This window comes from Candidatus Binataceae bacterium, from assembly GCA_035308025.1.
GTDB lineage: Bacteria > Desulfobacterota > Binatia > Binatales > Binataceae > JAJPHI01.
Genome location: DATGHL010000026.1, coordinates 65,114 through 86,938, shown reverse-complemented (window position 1 = coordinate 86,938; position 21,825 = coordinate 65,114). Strand labels below are relative to the sequence as shown.

The following is a 21,825-nucleotide window of genomic DNA, read 5'->3' as shown; positions in this document are numbered from 1 at the left end:
GTAATGAACAGCTCTGGGTGCCCGTCTGATCGCGCGACGATCCTCGCTTCGCTCCGTGACTACCTCGAGCAATTGCGCGAAGAAGGGCTGGAAGGCGTGCCCGCAGGTCGATTCGTCCCGGCCGCTCCTCTCCCGATGCCGCTGAAGCCGCGCCGCGCCGAAGCACCGCCATCGCCGCCAGTCATGTTTGAGACAGTGCCCGCTGCGGCCGAGCTCTATCCGGGACTCGCGCGTGCCGCCGACCTCGGCGAATTGCGCGAGTTTATCGGCGATTGCCGGCGCTGCAAGCTGGCGCCCTTGCGCACCAATCTGGTCTTTGGCGTCGGCGATCCCAAGGCCGAGCTGATGTTCGTCGGCGAGGCGCCGGGTGCTGACGAAGACGCGCAGGGCGAGCCCTTCGTCGGCCGCGCCGGCCAACTGCTCACCGATATCATCGAGCGCGGCATGGGCCTGACGCGCGCGCAGGTATACATCTGCAATGTGATCAAGTGCCGGCCGCCGGAGAATCGCAATCCCGAGCCCGACGAAGTCGCGGCCTGCGAGCCTTTTCTGTTCCGCCAAATCGATCTGGTCCGGCCTCGCGTCATCGTCGGTCTCGGCGCCTTCGCCGTGCACTCGCTGCTCAAGATCAAGACACCGATTAGCAAGCTGCGCGGCGTCTGGCAGAGCGTGCGCGGCGTGCGCATGATGCCGACGTTTCATCCGTCCTATCTGCTCCGCAACCCCGCCGACAAACGACTCGTGTGGGGGGACATTCAAGAGGTTATGAAAGCCCTCGAACTTGCGCTTCCAGGGCGCGGTGCGCGATCCTGATGCGGGGCGCGATGCGAAAATGAAGCGCGACCTGACATCGACGTGAAGCGATTACTTCATGTGCGAGCGCTCGCCCTGGTCCTGGGGTTCCTTACAATCATCTTTGTCAGCGGTGCTGCGCAGGCCGCCTCGCCGGTCGTGGTTGATCTGATCGTAGTAGACGGCGCCATCAACCCAGCCTCTGCCGACTTTATCAACGACTCGATCAATCGCGCGTCTGCTGACCACGCCGCCGCATTGGTTATCGAGCTCGATACGCCGGGCGGACTGCTGACTTCGGCGCGGACCGTCGTGAAGAGCCTACTCAATTCTCCTGTCCCCGTGATCGTCTATGTCGTTCCAGCCGGCGCCAGCGCCGCCTCCGCCGGCACCTTCATCACGGAGGCGGCGAACCTGGCCGCAATGGCGCCCGGGACGACGATCGGCGCGGCCCATCCGGTCGAGATGGGTGGAGACGACGTGCCGGGCGCGATGGGCCAGAAGCTCGAGAACTTCACCGCGTCGTTCGCCAAAACGATCGCGCGCGAGCGCGGTCGCAACGAATCCTGGGCCGAGGACGCCGTCCGCAAGAGCGTCGCGATTGGCGAGAACGAAGCGCTCAAGCTGCACGTGATTGATATCGTCGCGCCGGATTTGGACAGCCTGCTGCAGCAAGCTTCGGGGCGGCAGGTCAAGCTTGCCGGCGGCCAAACCGTCAAGCTCGAACTCGCCGACGCGCTCGTGCGCCGCCGCGAGATGGGCCTCGGCGATCGGCTCCTGAGCCACCTCGCCGATCCGAATCTGATGTACATCCTGATGATCGCCGGCTTGCTCGGCCTGTACTTCGAGTTCGCTCATCCGGGGGTTTTTCTACCGGGCGTGCTCGGCGCGATTTGCCTGTTGTTGGCGCTCGCTTCTTTCGACGTAATCCCGATCAATGCGGCGGGGTTGCTCCTTATGATTCTCGGCGTCGCACTGCTGATCTCCGAGGTCTTCCTGACCAGCTACGGCGTTCTTGGGATGGGCGGCGTGGCCGCGTTCGTAATTGGATCATTCCTGCTGGTCGATCGCTCGGAGACTAATCTCGGAATCAACGGCGGGATTATCTGGGGGGCGGCGGTGGCGATGAGCGCGGTCATCCTGGGCGTCGGCTACATCGCGATAGCTCAGCGGCGCGGACGCGCGCAGACTGGTCGCGAGGGCTTGATCGGCGAGATCGGCGTGGTTCGCGAAGCGATCGCACCGGGAGCGCCCGGGCGCATGTTCGTGCATGGCGAACTCTGGCGCGCGGTCTCGGATGTGTCGATTGCAGCAGGCGCCCGCGCGCGTGTAACGGCCGTGCACGGCCTCGAACTCGTGGTCAGCGCAGAGCGCTAAGGGAGAAAGCTAAAATGCCAATCGGCGCAGGCGTAGTTGCCTTCATCGCTATCATCGTGGTCTTAAGCGGACTCAAAATTCTCAATGAATACGAACGCGCCGTGATCTTTCGTCTCGGGCGGTTAAGCGCCTATCGCGGACCGGGCGTCGTCTTTATCGTGCCGATCCTCGAACGCACGGTGCGCATCGATTTGCGCACCGTCACGCTGGAAATCCCCTCCCAGGATGTGATCACCAAAGACAACGTCACGGTCAAAGTCAGCGCGGTGCTCTACTTTCGCGTGATCGATCCGTCAAAGGCCGTGACCGAGGTGCGGGATTATCTGTATGCGACCCTGCAACTCGCGCAGACCACGCTGCGCTCGGTCGGCGGCCAGACGGATCTCGATGATCTGTTGAGTCAGCGTGACCGGCTGAATGCCCAGATTCAATCAGTTATCGATCTGAACACCGAACCCTGGGGCATCAAGGTGATGCTGGTCGAACTCAAGAACATCGATTTGCCGCAGGACATGCAGCGCGCGATCGCGGCGCAGGCCGAAGCCGAGCGCGAGCGCCGGGCCAAAGTGATCGCCGCCGAGGGCGAATATCAGGCTGCGCAACGCCTGGCGGAGGCAGCCGAGATCATGAGCCATAATCCGATCACTCTGCAGTTGCGCTATCTGCAGACGCTCGCCGAGATCGCGACCGAGCATAACTCGACGACCATTTTTCCGCTGCCGATCGATTTGTTCGAGCCTTTCCGCAGATTCGCCGCCGGCTCGACGCCCGCAGCCGTACCGCCACCGCCCATCGTCAGCATCGATCCCAAAACCTCGACCTAGACCGCAGTCGGTCGCCTTGCCGTTACTCATGGATGGCGGTACAAGATCGAAGCGGCGCCGACGGATATTTGTTCAGCCTGGAGGAGCGGAAATGGAAAAAGCACTTGCGGGAGTGAAGGTTCTTGATCTGACGCAATTCGAGGCCGGGCCCTCGTGCACCGAGATGCTGGCGTGGCTGGGAGCGGAGGTGATCAAGGTCGAACCGCCCAAGATGGGCGAGCAGGGCCGCTGGATGCTGACCGAGAAGCCCGGCGTCGATTCCCATTACTTCATGCTGCTCAATGCGAACAAGCGCAGCATCACGCTCAATCTCAAATCCGAACGCGGTCGCGATATGCTGATCGCGCTGGTCAAGCAAGTCGATATTTTGAGCGAGAACTACTCGCTGGGCACCCTAGAAAGCTTCGGCCTCGGCTACGATCGCTTGCGCGAGATCAATCCGCGCCTGATCTACCTGACGATCAAGGGCTTCGGCACCTTCGGTCCCTACAGCAAGTACAAGAGCTTCGACATGATCGCGCAGGCGACCGGTGGTGCATTTTCACTGACCGGTTATCCCGATTCGCCGCCACTGCGGCCCGGTCCCACGATCGGTGACACCGGCACCGGGATGCACGCCGCGATCGGCATCCTTGCCGCGTATATACAGCGCCAAGCCACCGGCAAGGGGCAAAAGGTCGAACTCGCGATGCAGGAAGCGGTCTTCAATTTCGTCCGCGTCCCCATGATGGCCACCCATCTGACCCACGAGCCGGTCGTCCGCAACGGCAGCCGCGTGGGCGCCGGCATCATCGGCGATACCTTCAAATGCGCGCCCGGCGGTCCCAACGACTACGTCTATATGCTCGCCACTTCGCCCGAGATGTGGAACGCGATGTGGAACACGATCGGCCGCCCCGATGTGCTTACTGACCCGCGCTTCAGCGATCGCAAGGAACGCATCCAGCACTTCGACGAGCTTACCGCCATCCTCGAAGGCTGGACCAGTCAGCACACCAAGCATGACGTGATGCGGATGATGGGCGAAGCGGGTGTCCCGTGCGGCGCGGTGTTCGATACCGTCGAGCTGCTCAACGATCCGCACATGCGGGAACGCGGGATGGTCGTTACGATCGACCATCCGGTGCGCGGCAAATTCACGATGCCCGGATGTCCGGTGCGGCTTGAGGATTCCCCGGTCGAGGTCAAAAGCGCTCCGTTGCTGGGTCAGCACAACTCCGAAATTTATGGACAGATGCTCGGCATGACCGCCGCGGACCTTGATCAGTTGAGTCAGCAGGGCGTCATCTGAGCCCGCCGCCGGATATCTTCGCCGCAATCGAGTTCCTCAAGGGGGCCGCGCCTTCCGCTCTGCGCCGTTTGGTCGCGACCCATCGCGGCGCGACCTACGCCGAGATGCGTTTCGAGGCAATGTTCGCCCGCACCGCTACCGCCAGCGACGGCGATGCGCGCGACAGTTCGGCGAGCGAAGCCGCCGCCTTCGGTGTGCGCGTGCATTGCGCCGGCCGCGACAGCGTCGTCGGCCGCGGCTTTACCGGTGTGGAGATCGGGCGTCTCGCGCTGAGCAAAACCAAGCTGGCTGCGGCCTTGAACAGCGCCCTCAACGAAGCCCTGGAGCGCGCGCGTGCCGACCTGCGTGAAAAAAGCGCGACGCTGAAACTTCTCGGCGCTAAGGCCGCGAACCTGATGGCGCTAGATCTCGTCGAGCCCTCCACCAAGTGCGACAACGCCGCCGCGACCTATGTGTGCGATCCGCGCGGCCTCGACCACGGCGAACTGGATCGCGCCTGCCGCGAGGCTTCCGCCGCAGTCTGTGGTCTCGGCAACGAGATCGCCTTCAATGCAGTTTCGGCGCTCGCTGAACTCCGCCACGAGCTTTTCGTCAACTCTGCCGGGTCGATCATCTCGCAGGCCTTCGCCTTCTCGCAGGGTGATTGTTACATTGTGGCGCAGACTGCGGACGGCCATCAGGAGACTTGGGATGTGATCGGCGATCAGCGCGGCTTCGAGACCCTCGCCGATGGCTCGCGCGACGAGTTATCGCCCCATCCGGATTTGCACACCTTCGCGCTGGAGTTGGGCAAGGAAACCCGTGAGCTTGCCGCCGCACCCGCGCTCAAGCCGCCCGACGATGAAGTGGTCGTCGTCACTGATCCGCACTTCAACGCCCTGGTCGCTCACGAGATCATCGGCCATCCCTGCGAGGCCGACCGCGCGCTCAAGATGGAAGCCGCCTACGCCGGCCGCAGTTGGCTGCTGCGCTCGCTCGCGGCGAACGAAATCGGGCGTCCGATCGGTTCACCGCTGCTATGGGCCTGTTCCGATCCGACTCTTGCCGGGTTCGGTCACTATCGTTACGACCACGAGGGCACTCGCGCGCGCCGCAAGCTGCACGTCGAGGCCGGAGTCTTCCGCGGCTTTCTGAATTCGCGCGCCACCGCCGCGGCGCTCGGCGTCGAACCCAACGGTTCGTCGCGCGCGAGCGAAGCCTGGCATATGCCACTCATCCGGATGTCAAACACTTTCTTTATGCCCGGCGCGAGCGATCCCGCGGCGATGATCGCCGACGTCGAGCGCGGCTATTACGTCTGCGGCAACCAGATTCCCTCGATCGCGGAATCGCGCGAGAATTTCCGCATCTCCGCCCGCCGCGTGTACGCGATCGAGCATGGCCGCCTGGGCCGGCTCTATCGCGCGGGCAGCCTGATGAGCGATTCGAAGCGCTACTTCATGAATATCGACGGGGTCGGCAACGACCTCCGCCTCTTCGCCATCCCGAATTGCGGCAAGGGTCAGCCGATGCAGGTCAAGCGCATGTCCAACGGCGGCCCGACGCTGCGTTCGCGCGCGCGACTCGGCGGCGGCTGACGCCCGCGCGCCCAGTCACTGAAAATGCACAGCCTCAACGAGCTGAAGCAGTTCGCACACACGGCTTCTGCACTAATCGCGCGCGACAAGGAGATCGCCGCACACGAGGTCTATTGTTCCAGCGCCGAGCATCGTGTCGCCCGCCTCAATTACACCTCCGATATACCTTCGCGCGGGGTCGAGGAGTTGAAATCGCTGAACGCGGGCGGCTTCGCCATACGAATCGTTATGCGGCGGGACGCGCACGAAGCCGGCTTCGCCGCCATCGCCGGAGATTTCAGTCCGGCATCGGTGCGTGACGCGCTGGCCAAGGCGCGTAATTCGTTGCTGGTCGATCCGCATTTCCCGGGCCTGCCCGCCGAGCCGCGCAGCTTTTCCACCGGCGCCGCCGGCGTCGCAAGCGATCTGATCACGACCGGAGATGGCCAAATCGCACACGCTGCCTGGAGCATCCTCGCCGGCGCGCTCGCGACTTTTGATCAACGCGCGCCCTTGAAGCTCGCCCATCCTGGACTGATTATCGGCGGCGACCTATCGTTGATTCGCGATCGCGTAGCGCTCGCCAGCTCGGCCTTTGCCGACGTGCGGGCCGACGAGAACGCCTTTTTCCTCTCTTCGATTACGGCCCTGATCGAATCGCTCGAAGCCAAAGGCACCGCCACCGCGATCGGGACGACGTTAGCCGCGATGGAACTTGTAAGCGCGCACCTGGGACGCGACGCCGTGCTGCGCGCGCTCGACCTGCGTCACGGCGAACGGCTTGCGGGCGGCAGTTATCGTGTCGTGCTGGGGCCGCAGCCGCTGGCCGAAATCGTCAATTATGTCGTGATGGGCTCTGTTACCACCGGCGCTTTCCACGCGGCGAATTCAGCCTTTCACGGCCGCTTCGGCGCTCAGGTGATGGACGCCCGCCTCAACCTGATCGATGATCCGCAGGCGAAAATCGGACCCGTCCGCCGCCGCATCACCTGCGAGGGTCTGCCCGCGTCTCCCACCGAGATCATCCGCGAAGGCAAACTGATCGGGCTGCTCTCGAACTATTACGATCGTCACCGACTGCTCTCCGACGAGCATCGCGCCGAAAAACTCGGTACCGCGGCTGCCATCGATAATCTCGACTTTCCGCCCGTGAGCGCCTATCGCCTGGGCGAAGGCGGCGCGCGCCGTTTCGACGCCCATCCGGGCGCCGCCGGCACCAACGTGATCATGCGCACGCGCGGCGGCGTCGATGAAAAGGAACTGATCGCCTCCGTCCGCGACGGCATCTACGTCGGCCGCGTCTGGTACACCTATCCGATCAACGGGCAGCGCGCCGGCGATTTCACTTGCACGATCAGCGGCGATTCCTGGGTCATCCGCGACGGCAAGCTCGCGGCGCCGCTGGCGCCCAACTGCCTGCGCATCAATGCGAATATCGAGCAGATCTTCTCGAAGCCGCTGGCGGTTGGAAAAAAGTCCGAAGCGGCGATCGTTTGGGGCGCGCCCGAAGCCTATTTCATGCCCGCGATCGCGGTCGAAGGTCTCACGCTATCCGCCGTCAATCCGCACTAGCCGGATCCAGCCGAACCCGCTCCGCCCGACCACTAACGCTCAACCTTGTCGGCCGCGTACCTCTCGCGTCTGCTGGTGAGCCCGGACGGATCCCAACGGGTCCAGACGCCCTCGCGTTTGCCCGCGCGGTAATTACCCTCGATCGCCTTCTGCCCGTTGGCGTACCAGCTCAGATGTGGACCGTCCTGCAGGCCGCGATGAAAATAATCCACCGCCGAGCGCTGGCCGTTTTCGTACCAGGTGGTCCATTCGCCTTCCTGCACACCGTCGCGGTAGGTTCCTTCGATCAGCTTTCCGCCGCCGTCAGCGTAGACGATGAACGGTCCGTCCTTGACCGGCGCGCCATCGACGATCTTCTCGCACCAAAGCTCGCGCCCGTTGGGCGGCGCGGCGCCCTTCAGAGTCGCCCCCGCCGGACAGATGACGGCAGTTTCATGTGTCGTGTGACGGCAGCCGGCTAACGCCAACCACACCGCGCAGCACAAGGGAGCCGCAGCGCGAACGCATGAGGAAAACCGTGCCGGTAACATGAAATGAGATCGTTGCGATAGTAGCATCAACGCCCATGTCGATCCGCGAAGCGCTTGCGCGCCGCCTGCAACTACCGAGGCTCGCCGATACTTCCGCGTCTCCCGCTCCGCGCGCCGACTCCGACCGCCGCGCGACGCTGGCGATCCTGATCGTCGCCGTGATTCTCGGCGGCAGCCTGCGCTTCTATCGGCTTGGCGCCGACGAAATGAGCCGGGGCGAGGCGGCGTCATGGACCGCCGCCGCGGCGCCGACCGTCGCGGGCAGCTTCGCGCTCAGCCAGCAGCTCAATCCGGGCAAGGCCGGAATCTATGACGTTGCGCTGCATCTTTGGATCGACGCAGTGGGTGATCGTGTCGGGGCGATGCGAACGCTCTCCGCTCTGCTCGGCACCCTGACGATTCTTGTGCTCTTCATCACAGTGCGCGAGCTTCTCGCCGCGCTCGACGACGCTGACGGCAGCCTCAGCCCTGAGTTGGCCGCGGCCTTCGCGGCCCTGCTGTTCGCCTGCAATCTCCGGATGATCACGACTGACCGCACTGCCCGGATGTACCCATTGATGTTGATCGCGACGCTCGCGCAGATCTGGTTTTTCATTCGATCATCTCGCCGTCGCGGCGCCGCCAATGTTATTGCCGCAGGTTTTTTCACGGCGCTTGCGACCGCCTGCAATTTCATTGTGCTCGGCTTTTTTGCCGCCGAAGCGCTCTGGCTAGCTCTTCTATGGCTGCCATCGCAATCTCGCAAAGTGCTCGGCCGGATTTCCGTGACGCGGCCTGGGGCTGCATTGATTCTGGCGGCGGCGATGTTTATCCCGCTTGGCATCGTTGACGTGCGTGCCGCGCTGGGCGCCCTTCATGCCGGCGTCCTGGGGACGATCGAGCCGCAGCCGCCGTGGTGGCCCGTCAGAGCCTTGATGGTGCTGACGGGCAACGCGGCCTTTTGGCCGCTGACCCTGATGGCGCTGTATGCGACTTGGCGTCAGCGCAGTACGCATCGCTTGGGCGTCCTGTTCATTCTGTGCTGGTTGGTGATTCCGTTTGGCCTGATTGAAATCGTGTCGTATGCGATCACACCGCTGATGGTCGAGCGTTACGTCTTGCCGAGCCTCGTCGCCTTTCTGGTGCTGGCTGCGATCGGGATCGCCTCGGTGCGCGGCGCAGCTTTACGTTACGCGATCGCGATACTGGTCGTCGGACAATCGCTCGCGCATTTACATCATCACTGGCGCAATCCCGAGGACGTCCAATGGCGCGAGGCGGCGCGCTTCGCCGTCGCTGCGACGCCCGCGGGTCGGCAGGTCGCCGTGGTCCCGCTCGAGCCCCTGATGGTCCTGCGTTACTACCTCGATCAGCCGCAGCGTCTACGCCTCGTCGGCGCGCGCGCACAGCTCGATCCGGCTTCGCGCGTATGGACGATCGCCTGCGGACCGGAACCGATTCTGATTGCGGATTCCGCATTGCCGTCGGCTTCGCTGCAGCAGATCAGCTCCTGCTATCCACGTCTGCTCAAGCGCTTCCGCCTGGTCGAGGTCCGCGCCCGCTAAACCATAGGGATTCTTTGCACAAGCCACTTCTGTCGTTCTGAGCGAAGGCTGCCGCAGCGAAGAATCCCGGATCCTTCAATCCGCTGAGAAGCACAATGACGAGGGGAGTCTGCAAGCTGCTGCGTGACGAATCTCGGCCGCAGCGGAAGTAGAACTGGGGAATCTCTAAAAGTTGCGGCGGGATGCGCATTCCACGTATCCCGCCGCCTGATTAAGAATCTTGACGCAGCTCCGGGGGGCGGCCGAGTCCGCGAGGCGCGGCCAAGGTAAAGACTCGCCTGCTCGCTCCGTCTTTGGCTCCTCTAGTGTTCTAGTTCGAGCCGGTCGAGCCCAGTAGATTGCCGCCGAGGGTCGGATGGCCAACCGTCTTGTCGCCGACGATACTCACCACCGCCGGTTTGCCCGAATTGAAGGCCCGTTCGAGCGCCGGTGTGATGTCGTCGGGATTCGTCACGTGCTCGCCGTGGCAGCCCATCTCCTCGAAGATCTTGTCGTAGCGAATCTCCTGAAGCATGTTGAACGGGTCGGTGCGATCCTTGAGCATCGGCATCGCCTCGAAGCTCGGGCCCCACGAGCTGTTGTTCCACAAGACGCAGACGATCGGCAGCTTGTAGCGCGCCGCCGTCTCCATATCCCAGCCGCCGATCCCGAGGCCGCCGTCGCCCATCACCAGTGCGACCTGCGCTCCGGGCCGCGCCAACTGCACGCCGATACCCATCCCGAAGCCGTGGCCGACCGGGGCCAGCGGTCCGGCATCAATCACCGAGCCCGGAAAGCGGCAGACGAAACTCTGCGACATCCAGCCCGAGAGCGTGAAGCTGTCGATCACTACCGTCGCATTCTTGTCGAGCACCGAAACCAGATCACGCGTCAGCCGCGCCGGATGAATCGGCCGATTGGTTGCAAATTTCTTCGCCCCCTCGACCACCTGGCGGTCGAAATTTCCACGCACCTCCGCCAGCTCCTTGACCCAGCTCGAGTTGCGGTTCTTCGAGAAGTCGAGCTTCGCCTCTTTGATGCGATTGATCATCTGGCGCAGCACCAACTTCGGATCGCCCACGATCGGAATCTCCGCCGGCACCTGCCAGCCGATCCGGCTCGCGGTCGGATCGACCTGGATGTACTTGGCCTTGTCATTCCAGGTCGGCGGACGGCCGAAATGCTCGCCGCTCCAGAAGCGGAAGCCCAGCGTCAGGACGACGTCGGCGCGGCCGGTGAAGGGCTTCTTGAAGGCGCCGCGAATCGCCAGCGGATGCTCTTCCGAGACCGAACCCTGTCCGGCGCGGCGCGCATAGACCGGAATATTCGTAAGTTCAACAAACTCTTTAAGTTCTGCCGCGGCCTGCGACCAGAACAGTCCGTCGCCGCCGGCGATCAGCGGCCGCTCGGCCGCATGCAGCATCTCGACCGCTTTGTCGATCTTCGCCGGATCGCCCGCCGAGCGCGTGTCGTCGAGCGTGAACGGCATTCCGCCCGCACGCTGCTTCGAGTCCTCGCCGCCCGCATAAAGTATGTTCTGCGGAATCTCCACCAGAGCGACGCCCTGTGGCGGTGTCATCGCCTCGCGGAAGGCCAGCCGCATGTCGAACTCGATCGTGCTCCAGTCGGTGACGCGCTTCGTATACTTCGCGAAGCTGCGCAGAATGTCGGAACCGTAGGCCTCCTGGAATGAGCCCTGATGATCCTCCGTGTTCGGATGCTGCCCGGAGACGCAGACCACGGCGCTGTTGGTCATCGCGGCGAGGCTGAGGCCGGTCACCGCGTTGGTCAATCCGCATCCTGCCGTCACCATGCAGATACCGGGTTCTCCCGTCATCCGCGCATAGGCGTCGGCAGCGTAGGCCGTTGCCTGCTCGTGACGCATATGGATGAGCTTGATCTCGTGGCTGCGCAATTGCGCGAGAATCGGGAACAGATGCCCGCCGTTGATCGCGAAACAATAGCGCGCGCGGTTCTCGCGCATAATTCGCGCGACTAGTTCGCCGCCGTCTGCTTTGGCCATCGGAAGTCCTCCTGGGTAATGCCGTGCGGTCACAGACACTTTGGGATGCCGCGCCGTAGGGCTGGGGCTACCGGGCGTGCGCGCCGCTTGGATTTCGAGGGAATCTTGACACATTTCCCAGGCGAGCGAAAACCGCGAGCCGGCGCGTGGACGAAATCGTTCGACCGAACAACCCTGACGCCAATCCGTCGTAAGGTAGTTGATCCTGAGGCCGTAACTTGTATCTTGTTAGGCCGTGCCGAAGAACCATCGAATGCCGAAACGCATCGGGCTTCAACACCGCGTGATGGAGCTCGCTCTCGCTTGATGAAGCGCTTTTACCGAGCGGTCCTGGTTGCGCTGATTTTCTTTGGCGCAACCCTTCCGGTGTTTGCGTTCAGCTTGATGCAACCGCAATCGTGGCCGCCGCCTTATAATCCGTCGTCGTGGCCCGCGCCGCTCAATCCGGCTAACTGGCCCTTTACGCTGATTCCGATTCCTGAGGTCGCAACCGATCCCAACGGCGGCGTCACCTTCGGTGTCTTGTTCGCCGCGCTTTTCGAGAATCAACATAAAGAGATCACCAGCATCTTTGCCCCCGACATCAACGACAATACCGACCTCGGACCCGGCGGCGCAGTGCGCTACTTCGCTTACCCTTCGGCCGATACCCAGTGGTACGCGCTCGCGGAGGCGCACCAGACTATCCAGCGTCAAGTGGATTTGGATTACGCCACCGGCAGGACGTTGGAGAAATGGTGGTCGTTCGAGGGCCGCATCTTCTTCGAGCGCGATCCTACCGAACGTTTTTTCGGGATTGGCAACGATTCCCGCGAAAGCGGCCAGAGCAACTACACCACTCAGCAGGTCTACGTGAGCGGCAAGTTCGGCTGGAACATTACGAAGAACCTGCAACTCGCCATCGTCGCGCGCCCGCGCTACGTCAGGATTCTGAAGGGCGCCTTTAATTCCCTCCCCCAAACCACCGCGCTCTATCCCAAGGTCAAGGGCATCAACGGCGGCTCCGAAATCTACAACGAAATCCGCGCCACCTATGATACGCGCGACTCGGTTGACATCCCGCGCGCAGGCGGCCTCATCACGCTCTATGAGGGTAACGCTGATCGGCGATTTCTGAGCTCCGTCTCATACAACCGTATGGGCACAGACTTCCGCCATTACTGGACCGTCATGCCGCGTCTGACGATCGCGGCGCACGCGTATATCCAGTACACGCCGGCCGGCCGCGAGACGCCGTTCTGGTCAATGGCGCGACTCGGCGGTGAGGACAGCCTGCTCTACGATCAGGAAACCTTGCGTGGCTATGGCGTGGGCCGCTTCACCGACAACAATCTTTCAGTCGCTAATTTCGAGTTCCGTACGCGGGTCTATGACACCGATATAGTCGGCACTCATGCTATCGCCGAAATCGCGCCGTTTGCCGAAGCCGGCCGCGTCTTCCGTAAGCTCTCTGAGGATCCCGCAACCGATCTCCATCCGGTCGGCGGCATCGGCTTTCGCGGGATTGCCGAGCCGTTCGTGGCTGGCTACGTCGATGTCGGCTATGGGGGCGAGGGCGCCGCGGTCTTCTCCGGCATCAACTATCCCTTCTAGAATAACCAGTCCCCGGCCAGGGCCCGCGTCCTGACCCACCCTTTTCAGGACTTCGCGGTGGCGCTGAACCGGGAAGGGAAGGGCGTCGCGAAGCGGACGTCCGGATGAAGGCTGCGGGCGCGCTCGAGCAGCGCCGCTTCAGCTTCGGGAATCTGCGGATCGGGGATGCAGCAATCGACCGGACAGATCGCGGCGCATTCCTCATGGTCGAAGAAGCCGACGCACTCGGTGCATTTTTCCGGCGCGATATAATAGATGTCCTCAGCGATCGGCGGATGGCTCGTGCCGTCCCTCTCCCACGGCGCACCGCCGACATAGATTGCGTTGTTTGGGCATCGCGGCAGGCAGGCGCCGCAGTTGATGCACTCCTCAGTTATTATTGTTGCCATGCTGGATACGCTTGCAGGGTATTCGGAAAGATCGGCTTCGCCTAATGCTCCGGCATCGCGGCGGCGACGCGGCGCGCGAGTTCGACGAAGGCGAGGCTCGACGGATGCTCGGGCTGGCGCAGCGTGATTGGCGTACCGCTGTCTCCCGCCGCGCGAATTTCTGCGTAAAGCGGGAGCGCCGCCAGAAGCTCCAGAGCCTCTGCGCGGCCCATCTTCTCGCCGCCGCCATGGCCGAACAGATCTTCGCGTTCACCGCAGTCGGGACAGGTGAAGTAGCTCATGTTTTCAACCACGCCGAGGAGTGGGCAATGCACTTGGCGGAACATCCGGACGGCGCGGAGGGCGTCCGCGAGCGCAACGTCCTGCGGCGTCGTCACGATCACGACGCCATCGAGTTCCACCAACTGCGCGAGCGTGAGCTGGGCGTCGCCGGTGCCCGGGGGCAGATCGACGATGAGAAAATCCTGGGTGCCCCAGAGCGTGTCCTGCAAGAACTGGCGCACCGCGCTCATCACCATCGGGCCGCGCCAGATAACCGGCGTCTTGTCGGTGAGAAAAAATCCGATCGAGATCAGCTTGATGCCGAACTTTTCGATCGGGAAAAAACTCTGCCCACCCGCCGAGCGGGGTTTCTCGCCCGCGACCCCGAACATCATCGGGACCGACGGGCCGTAGATATCGGCGTCGAGCAAACCCACCTTGTAGCCGAGGCGGCTGAGCGCCACCGCGAGATTCGCCGCGACCGTGGACTTGCCGACGCCGCCTTTGCCGCTAGCCACGGCCACCACCCAGCGCGTCCCGGCAAGCCGCGTCCGTCCGGTCTTCTCGCCGAGCTCAGGCTCGATCTTATGGACCTTGAATTCGATCTTGGCGACGCCAAGATCGTGGGCGAGCGCCTCGTGGACCCGCCGCGCAATTTCCTTGAGCGTGGCCTCTTTGTCGCCTGCATTACGGAGGGTGACGGCAAAGCCGCCGGCGTCGTTGGGCGTCACCTCCTCGATGATTCCGAGCGCGACCAGATCGATGGAATAACCCGGGTAACTCACCCGCGCCAGCGCCGTCAGGACATCCGCTGTCGAGATTTCTTTCATTTTCACTGCTTTTTTAGCGTCCGGAGAGTCCGCGCTCTGCTGTCGCGCTCTTGCACGATCGCTCCGCAAAATGTTTCACGCGAAACCTTTTCAACGCCAGACCCCCGCAAGCGCGTGACAACGGAGTACGCGTCGAAAAAAATGTTTCACGTGAAACATTCTAACAACTTTGTGCGAGCGATGTGCGCAAAGTGAAACATTTCATCTTTCCGGCGATGCGTCAGAAATCTGAGAGCGACGCCCGGCGTAGAGAGAACTATCCGAGGAACCGCCCGCAACGGGCAGCACCCCGGGCTACGGGCTCGGCTAATCTGGCGCCTCAAGCAACTCCTTTGCAGCAGACTGCCAAGAGCGCTTGGCACGGGAGGGCAATAGCATCGCAATAAGGTTACTACTAAGCCGGTCTAATTCTTGCGGAGAGCTACCGCGGGGGAAAAAGCCGGAGGTAGCATCCTGTGCTCTGCCAACTCGTCTTTCAGCCTGTCATCAGGCTCATCCAGATCGTCGTCTCCGTCGTTGAATATATCCTGGTTCAGCTCTGCCAGCTCATCCAGGAAGCTGTAAACGTCGTCACCCAGGTCCTCGAGTGGCTCTGCAACAGCGTGGTCCAGACCGTATGCAATGCGGTCTGCAGCGTCATCTGCGGCATTTGCGACTTCTTCTGCGGGATTTTCGGCTGTGATTGCGGGTGTGAGAACGTCTGCAACAACGTCTGCGGCGTTGTTACAAATATTATCTGTGCCTGGACGTACGTTTTACAAGTTGTTGTTCAGTTTATCACTCGGCTCGTATGCAATTATATCGTTCAGGCCATAATCCAGCTACTCAACCTAATCGAAGCGATCGTCACGATGATCCTGACGTGGGTCTGCACGCTGATCGACATTGTGATCCGCTGGTTCCTATGTTGGACGTACCTCGCCGAGATCTTCAACAACACCGATCCGCGCCGCTTCCGGGTTGCCCCGAAAATTATCCGCAACAATGACGGCTATTCCGACTGGTTTGTCTATGTGAACAACGCGAATGCCGACGGAGCAGCGGACCAGAACGTTCGAGGCTACATATTGAGCGATAGCGGGAAGCCGCTGGCGCCGATAGTTGATGCGGCATCGGGAGCAATCTCATACTACGAAGTCGCCACGCGCGGTAATCTGATCACCGGCCATTTCATCAGAGAGCAGGGCGGCGGGTACGTGCCGGGCCGGCCGTTGCTCTATTACCCGTATAAGGTGATGGAGATCGCCAGCCATCTGTTCAGCGATATCTTTGCGAGCGCACCAGCGGACGACGGAACTGGCACGGACTTTCACAAGAATTTGCTCACCTATAATCCCAACGTCCAGGCATGGCTCGCTGGCGATGCCATATTGGCGAGCAATAACTATAACGATTGGAACAATAAATACACCAACAAGGCTTCTCAGGATTATTTCGGTGATCGGTCGCTGCCCGATATGGGTATGCGCGTTGATACGGATTCGACCTGCAGCCATCCGACCAACACCTCGTTGAATCTGGTAAATGGCGAGATCGAATTCACGCCGCCCAACACCGCGGTTGCCGAAAATATGAAGTGCGGATCGGGCCAGACACTTACCTTCGACGAGACCAACTTCCTTTTACTGAACAAGGACGGCGACACCTCTGCGGTCACGACCTTTTTCGTGTCGGAATACAACATGGACGACTCGTCGGTCGGCTGCAACGATCTGCTCGGCTATACCATCGTCACGTTTCGCGGGAGCCGCAAGCTGGTGTTCGTGCAAAAGGCGGTGCTGCCGTTCGAGGCGGACACGAACCGCATGATGGCGCTGGTGGTCGAGAATATTTCCGCCGCGAACCAAAACATCGTGCGGGTCGCTGAGACCTACCTGCACGAATGCGGGCATCAGTGCGGCCTGCTCCACGACAGTGACAAGCCGAATTGTGAGAACGACACGACGCTGCACATCAGCAAGGTGATGGACCCGAGCGGTAACATTCGCCGGGCCTACACCCGCCTGCAGTGGTGCATGATCCGGCTGAGCCCGTATGTGACTTCCAGTGATCTGGCGGCTTTTGTGCAGGCGCCGGAGTTGCCAGACTCGGAAACCCAGCCGCCGCAGCCGCCGCGATGAGGATTGGAGAGGAATAAAATGTTTCATAATACGGCTGGGACCACGTGGTTGAGCGTGATTTCGAATCGGGTGCGCGAGCGGGAAGTGCGGCGTCAGGTTGTATCGGAGCGTATCCGACAAGCTGTGGTTTCGGGCAATTTCCTTGAGAGTTACGTCCCAGGCCGGGTCCCAGCCTTGTTGCTGGAGTTTCTCAAGATGGTAACCGGGTCGATTCTCGGCTTTTGGATTCTGACCGAGTTGCTGACGCACACCATCCACGCAAATCCACTGTACGTACTGGCGGCGTTCGGCCTGATCTATTCGCTGCAGACTACCTACTACAAATACAGACTCTCGGCGGATCCCGATTACAAGATACCGCGGTGCCGGTGTAGCGGAGCCCGCAATGACCATACTGAGGCTGTGCTGCAAAGTCCGGAAAGCGCGACTTTCGGGATTCCGAATTCCGCGTTCGGCGTTGCGCTCTACGTTACGTTATTATTTCTGATTTACGTGAAAGCGCCGGGAGCGGCGCTACTGTTTGCACTTACCGCGGTCCTGATCAGCGCCTATTTAAGCTATGTAATGGTGATCAGGATCAAAAGCCTGTGCATGAAGTGTATCAACGTCGCAGCATTGAACGCGTTGATTTTGTGGCAACTGTTGCGCTGATTTCATCGATCGAGCCGGTGCTTTCGGTCAGACCGAGGCTCAGGACGAAGCCAATCGCCGGCAGCAGCCCCAGCACAAACAGCGCGCGCGCCAAGCCGTAGTGGTCGGCGATCGTCCCGAAGAGCGGCATCAGGAGCCCGCCGATGGTCATCGAAAGCCCCAGCGTCACGCCCGCGGCGAGGCCGACGCGATTGGGCAGATATTCCTGCGCCATCACGACGACGACGCTGTTCGACGCCGCCAGTACGATTCCGACGGGAATAAGCATCGCACCGGCCGCGATCAGGTTATTGAGGCTGAGAAACAGCATGATCAAAGGAACCACGACGGCGAGCGAGACCACGATCACGATCCGCCGTCCGTAGCTGTCGGCGAGCCGGCCGCCGATCAGCGTCCCGACGGCGACGGCGAAGAGCATCGTAGTGAGAGCGAGGCCGGCGCCGCTCTGCGAGCCGTGCAGGACATGGATCCAATAGAGCGGCACAAAGGTGTTTAGGCCAAAAAATGTGATCGAGCGGGAGATTACGACCGCGGTCAGCCGGACGAAGTCGCTCCAGCGCTCGGGCGCCTCAGCGAGCGCACGCGCATTGTGGCGATTGGATTCATGCACCGTCGTGATGCGCGGCAGTTGCCACGTCACCGCCGCGCCCATGGCGATGACGGGAGCTGCCAGCACGAGCGCACCGCGCGTCCCGAAGGCAATCAGGGTCGGGGTGATAAATAACGGTCCGAGGGCGAAACCGACCATCCCACCGACCGTGAACAGGCTCATAGTCGTCGCCTGCCGCGAGCCGCTCAGGTAGCGGACGCGACGCGCCGCCTCGGGATGAAAGGCCGAGATGCCGAGACCGCTCAGTGCGATCGCGGCGAAGATCAGCGCATAGCTCGGCGCGAGGCCGCTGATCGCGACGCCGACGCCGGCGAGCATCAGGCCGGCCGGAATCAACCACGGCGACGGCCGCCGATCGGCGAGCATCCCAAAGGCAGGTTGCGCGACCGACGCCGACAACGTCTGCGCGAGCACGAGCCCAGCCGCAGCGGCGTAGGTCAGGTGGTTGGCGGCGATGAAGAACGGCAACATCGCCGGCACGACGCCCTGATTGACGTCGTCCGAGAGATGGGCGGCCGAGAGCAGCGCGATCGCCTTGTAGTCGACTCCGGCGCTCGATGCGGCTCGCGGACCGTCCTGCTTGTTCTGCGGCGTTGGGCTGATCAAGAATTTTGACGCAACTCGCAGACTTCTGACCTTAGCCGCGCGTCGCAGACTCCACCGCCCCCCGTGCTCGCTTCGTGCAGCAGCCGCGCTCGGCTAGTCAAGAATCTGGACGCAGCTCGCGGACGTCTGACCGTGGCCGCGCCTCGCGGACTTGGCCGCCCCCTGTGCTCGCTCCGCCTTCGGCTCCGCTAGTGTTAGTCAACGTTGAAGCCGCCACCCTCCATCTGATGACCGTACATGTCCTCGACGTAGTACTCCGACTGATGAGTCGCCGGCCGCCCGCCGTGGCCGTACTCGAAGAGCCATCCGGAAGGATTGCGCAGATAGAAAGAGAACATATGGTCGTTCGAGTGTTTGCCCGGCGTGATCGCGACCGGCACCTTGTGCTTGCGCACCAGATCATAGGCGAGCCCGACGTCGTCGAAGTTTTCGACTTCGAGCATCAGATGGTTGATGCGCCGCTTCTGTGGACCGACGCCGAATGCGATAGAGTGGTCGCGATCGTTGCAGTGCATGAAGATCGGCGTGGCGACGCGATCGCTGCCGAGGCGGATGCGGTACTCGACGCCGCCGCGCATTCCGAGCGCGGTATAGAAGCGTTGCGCCGCGGCCGGATCGTCCTGGCGCAGGATGCAGTGGCCGATGCCGCCGCTGCCGGTCTTGAACCGTCCGTGCATCCGGCGGCCCGGATGGAACGGCTTGCTGAAGTGAATCTCCGGGCCGTGAAAAATTTCGATCGGATTACCGCCGGGATCGTTCAGCTTGAGCACTTCGAGAACGCGGCGTTCAGCCGCTTCCTCGCTCGCGCCGACGCGGAACTTGATCCCGGCCTCGGCGAGCTGACGCTGCATCGCGGCGAACTCCTCGGCGCCGGCCACGCGCCAGCCCAGATACTCGAGGTCGTCGCTGCCGTTGTCGTGCAGTACGATTCGATGATGCCAGTAGTCGGTGCGCAGGTAGCAGCGGTCGCCTTCGCCGTCGTCCGCCAACTCCATTCCGAGGATCTCGGTGGCGAAGCGCCGCCATTCCGCGACTTGCTTGACGCCGATTCCCATGTAGCCCAACTCGGTCACCTGAACCATATTTTCCTCCGTGTCGCCGTGCATAGGTCTACCCGGAAAACCGGTATCGGCTTCGCTGGCGCGAAGCTGTCCGAGATCCTTCGACTTCGTTCGCGTTGCTCACTTCGCTCAGGATGACAATAAACATTAGCGCAATGCGGAAAAGTTCGTTGGCCGCAGGATCGAGTTGGCCAGGGACGCCAGAATCGGGCCGTTCTCTTCGCTCTTGCGGCGCGCCTCGATCCATTCGGGATCGGCCTGAAAGGCCGCGAACTTGGCGTCGCGCTCGGCCATCGATTCCCATTGCAGCATATAGATCAGGTCCTGATTCGACTCGCCTATCGCGACCGTCCAGTAGCCGATTTGCTTGAAGCCGTGTTTCTCGAAGAGCCGCACCGTGACCTTCTCGAAGCGGCTGATCAGGTCCGGCAGCCGGCCGGGCATCGCGTGATAGATTCTCAATTCGTGAATCATGAGATTTACTCTCCGGTCACTGGGCGGCGCAGGCCCCCGCGAGGCTGGCGAGCGCCACGCTGCGGCGGCCCTCGCGCAAGTCATTGCGGTCGAAGCCGTTGGTCAGATAACTGAACGAAATCCCACTCGCCGGGTCCGCCCACGCGAGCTGCCCGCCGAAGCCCGGATGGCCAAACGCCTCGGCCGAGTTGGTCCGCCCGAAGCCGCGCAGATTGGCCTTGCCGTCGCCGCCAGCGATCACGATTCCGAGGGCGCGATTCGCCGTCATCCCGCGCGCCGGATCAATCAGGTCGCCGCTGCGGATCCGCCGGGCCTCGCGCAGCATCGCGGAATCCCAGATGCGCCGGCCATCATGCGCGCAGCCGTCGTTGAGCAGCGCCTGATAGAACAGCGCGATGTCCGCTGCGGTGGTCATCAGGCCGCCTGCCGGGAAATCCATCTCGCGCAGCTCCGGGTCGTTCATCTCCAGCACCACCGCCTCGTTGATCGAGCCCATGTTGGCGCGCGGCGGCGTCACGCCGAGTTTCTTGTATTCTTCGGCGGCGGCCGGCTCGCCGACCCATTTCACGTCCGCCATCCGCGGCTGAATCGCGCGCGGCAAGCCGATCCGCAGGTCGGGCAAACCCAGCGGCGCGGCGATGCGATCGCGGATGAAATCGCCGAGGCGGGTTCCCGTGATGCGCTCGATCGCCTCGGCAATCGGCCAGTAATTCGCGTGGATATGGTACGCGAAGCGCTCACCCGGCGGATGCTCCGGGCGCCATTGCGCAAACCGTTCCAGCCGCCGCTTATGGTCGCCCCAATCCTTCCAGGCGCCCGGCGCGACCGGGATGCCAGCCGTATGAATCAGCAGATGCTCGATCGTCGTCGACTCTTTGCCGTTGGTCCCATATTCGGGCACATACTTGACGATGCGCTCGGCCGGATCGATCTTGCCCTCCTGGATCAGGAGCCACAGCGCCGACGAAGTGATCGCCTTGGTCGCCGACATCGCGTCGAAGACGGTGGCGTCGGTCGCCGGCTGCTCGACGCCGCCCTGCACGGCGCGGCCGAAGGTTCCCATCGCGCCGATCTTTCCGCTGCGCGCGATCGCCAACTGGCAGGCGGGCAGCACGCCTTCGGTAACGTCGCGTCGCGCGCGATCAAAGAGTGCCTGAACTTTGTCGGGATCAAGTCCGATTGCGGTCGGGGAATCCGCAAAAAAGTGCTGTGCCGGCATTGGTCGGGCTCCTTTTCGTTGTTGGAGTTGATACACCGTCGGGCGAGGACCGCGCATTCATGCCGGAGCTTACTACATCAATGCGGCGATAAATCAACGACCGCGCTGCCCGAAAATAGAAATCGCTTCCAGCCGCTTACCATTTTAATCAGTACTTGTGGCCTTCGTGGCGCGACGCAAGGGGTTCTCGCAGCGAGATCCGGCCCGTCCGCCGGCCAAACCCACGGAGAGTCTCAATCGCTTTCGTCCTGACGGCGCGCGGCTTCGGGTATCAGGCGCGCGATTGGCCGGCGGCGGCGCGTGATGATGATCGTGTCGCCGCGCTCGACTTTCGTGGAGAATTCGCAACAGACGAACCTTCGCCTCGGAGGCTTGAAATTCACGAATCATTGCTCAATTCTGACTGGTCGTTTCGACCAGTCAACTGGTTTTTATCAAACTGTGACCAACGCGTCGCTGATCGCAACCCTTGAGAACCATCGCGGGCTGAGGCACTCTCGCCTTACGGCATACCCTGGTCGCC

At 62.3% G+C, this 21,825-nt stretch carries 19 protein-coding genes; 10 read left to right on the top strand and 9 right to left on the bottom strand.

Annotated elements, in window-relative coordinates:
- The first annotated feature begins 3 nt into the window (after positions 1 to 3).
- The 6 genes from VKS22_07375 to VKS22_07350 all read left to right on the top strand — a co-directional run bounded on the left by VKS22_07375 (position 4) and on the right by VKS22_07350 (position 7,412).
- Positions 4 to 813, top strand: coding sequence for a uracil-DNA glycosylase (locus VKS22_07375; protein HLW70427.1), 810 nt, complete (start codon positions 4 to 6; stop codon positions 811 to 813).
- 42 nt (positions 814 to 855) lie between these two features.
- Positions 856 to 2,169: a nodulation protein NfeD gene (locus VKS22_07370; GenBank protein ID HLW70426.1), complete on the top strand. Its 1,314-nt coding sequence runs from the start codon at positions 856 to 858 to the stop codon at positions 2,167 to 2,169.
- Between the two features lie 14 nt (positions 2,170 to 2,183).
- Complete coding sequence (locus VKS22_07365) at positions 2,184 to 2,993, top strand: slipin family protein (GenBank protein ID HLW70425.1); 810 nt, start codon at positions 2,184 to 2,186, stop codon at positions 2,991 to 2,993.
- 91 nt (positions 2,994 to 3,084) lie between these two features.
- Positions 3,085 to 4,284, top strand: coding sequence for a CoA transferase (locus VKS22_07360; protein ID HLW70424.1), 1,200 nt, complete (start codon positions 3,085 to 3,087; stop codon positions 4,282 to 4,284).
- Between the two features lie 104 nt (positions 4,285 to 4,388).
- Positions 4,389 to 5,861, top strand: coding sequence for a TldD/PmbA family protein (locus VKS22_07355; protein ID HLW70423.1), 1,473 nt, complete (start codon positions 4,389 to 4,391; stop codon positions 5,859 to 5,861).
- Positions 5,862 to 5,885: 24 nt separating this feature from the next.
- On the top strand, positions 5,886 to 7,412 hold the full coding sequence (locus tag VKS22_07350) for a metallopeptidase TldD-related protein (protein HLW70422.1): 1,527 nt from the start codon (positions 5,886 to 5,888) through the stop codon (positions 7,410 to 7,412).
- A 32-nt stretch (positions 7,413 to 7,444) separates the two neighbouring features.
- Here the strand turns inward: VKS22_07350 and VKS22_07345 are convergent, their stop codons facing one another.
- Positions 7,445 to 7,885, bottom strand: coding sequence for a hypothetical protein (locus VKS22_07345; protein ID HLW70421.1), 441 nt, complete (start codon positions 7,883 to 7,885; stop codon positions 7,445 to 7,447).
- Between the two features lie 92 nt (positions 7,886 to 7,977).
- Between VKS22_07345 and VKS22_07340 the strand changes: the two genes are divergently transcribed.
- Positions 7,978 to 9,486 carry a hypothetical protein gene (locus tag VKS22_07340; GenBank protein ID HLW70420.1) on the top strand — a complete coding sequence of 503 codons (1,509 nt, stop codon included), beginning with the start codon at positions 7,978 to 7,980 and terminating at the stop codon, positions 9,484 to 9,486.
- 310 nt (positions 9,487 to 9,796) lie between these two features.
- Here the strand turns inward: VKS22_07340 and VKS22_07335 are convergent, their stop codons facing one another.
- A complete protein-coding gene (locus VKS22_07335; protein HLW70419.1) occupies positions 9,797 to 11,488 on the bottom strand; it encodes a thiamine pyrophosphate-binding protein in 1,692 nt (563 codons plus the stop codon).
- A 306-nt stretch (positions 11,489 to 11,794) separates the two neighbouring features.
- Between VKS22_07335 and VKS22_07330 the strand changes: the two genes are divergently transcribed.
- Entirely contained in the window at positions 11,795 to 13,081 is a 1,287-nt protein-coding gene (locus VKS22_07330) for a BamA/TamA family outer membrane protein (protein ID HLW70418.1), read from the top strand.
- 44 nt (positions 13,082 to 13,125) lie between these two features.
- On the opposite strand, the gene VKS22_07325 is transcribed toward VKS22_07330, so the two are convergent.
- On the bottom strand, positions 13,126 to 13,470 hold the full coding sequence (locus tag VKS22_07325) for a 4Fe-4S dicluster domain-containing protein (protein ID HLW70417.1): 345 nt from the start codon (positions 13,468 to 13,470) through the stop codon (positions 13,126 to 13,128).
- A 41-nt stretch (positions 13,471 to 13,511) separates the two neighbouring features.
- Positions 13,512 to 14,561, bottom strand: coding sequence for an Mrp/NBP35 family ATP-binding protein (locus tag VKS22_07320; GenBank protein HLW70416.1), 1,050 nt, complete (start codon positions 14,559 to 14,561; stop codon positions 13,512 to 13,514).
- A gap of 455 nt (positions 14,562 to 15,016) precedes the next feature.
- Between VKS22_07320 and VKS22_07315 the strand changes: the two genes are divergently transcribed.
- Together VKS22_07315 and VKS22_07310 are read left to right on the top strand one after the other, a co-directional pair.
- Positions 15,017 to 16,681 (top strand): hypothetical protein, encoded by a 1,665-nt coding sequence (locus tag VKS22_07315; GenBank protein ID HLW70415.1) that lies wholly within the window; start codon positions 15,017 to 15,019, stop codon positions 16,679 to 16,681.
- Positions 16,682 to 16,699: 18 nt separating this feature from the next.
- Complete coding sequence (locus VKS22_07310; protein ID HLW70414.1) at positions 16,700 to 17,332, top strand: vitamin K epoxide reductase family protein; 633 nt, start codon at positions 16,700 to 16,702, stop codon at positions 17,330 to 17,332.
- On the opposite strand, the gene VKS22_07305 is transcribed toward VKS22_07310, so the two are convergent.
- From VKS22_07305 to VKS22_07285, 5 genes are all read right to left on the bottom strand, one after another.
- Complete coding sequence (locus VKS22_07305) at positions 17,283 to 18,548, bottom strand: MFS transporter (GenBank protein HLW70413.1); 1,266 nt, start codon at positions 18,546 to 18,548, stop codon at positions 17,283 to 17,285. The genes VKS22_07310 and VKS22_07305 overlap by 50 nt on opposite strands.
- Positions 18,549 to 18,742: 194 nt before the next feature.
- Positions 18,743 to 19,630 (bottom strand): VOC family protein, encoded by an 888-nt coding sequence (locus VKS22_07300; GenBank protein ID HLW70412.1) that lies wholly within the window; start codon positions 19,628 to 19,630, stop codon positions 18,743 to 18,745.
- Positions 19,631 to 19,756: 126 nt separating this feature from the next.
- Positions 19,757 to 20,083: an NIPSNAP family protein gene (locus VKS22_07295; GenBank protein HLW70411.1), complete on the bottom strand. Its 327-nt coding sequence runs from the start codon at positions 20,081 to 20,083 to the stop codon at positions 19,757 to 19,759.
- Positions 20,084 to 20,099: 16 nt separating this feature from the next.
- Entirely contained in the window at positions 20,100 to 21,302 is a 1,203-nt protein-coding gene (locus VKS22_07290) for a serine hydrolase domain-containing protein (GenBank protein ID HLW70410.1), read from the bottom strand.
- A 233-nt stretch (positions 21,303 to 21,535) separates the two neighbouring features.
- Positions 21,536 to 21,685, bottom strand: a complete 150-nt coding sequence (locus VKS22_07285) for a hypothetical protein (GenBank protein HLW70409.1) — start codon at positions 21,683 to 21,685, stop codon at positions 21,536 to 21,538.
- Between the last annotated feature and the right edge of the window lie 140 nt (positions 21,686 to 21,825).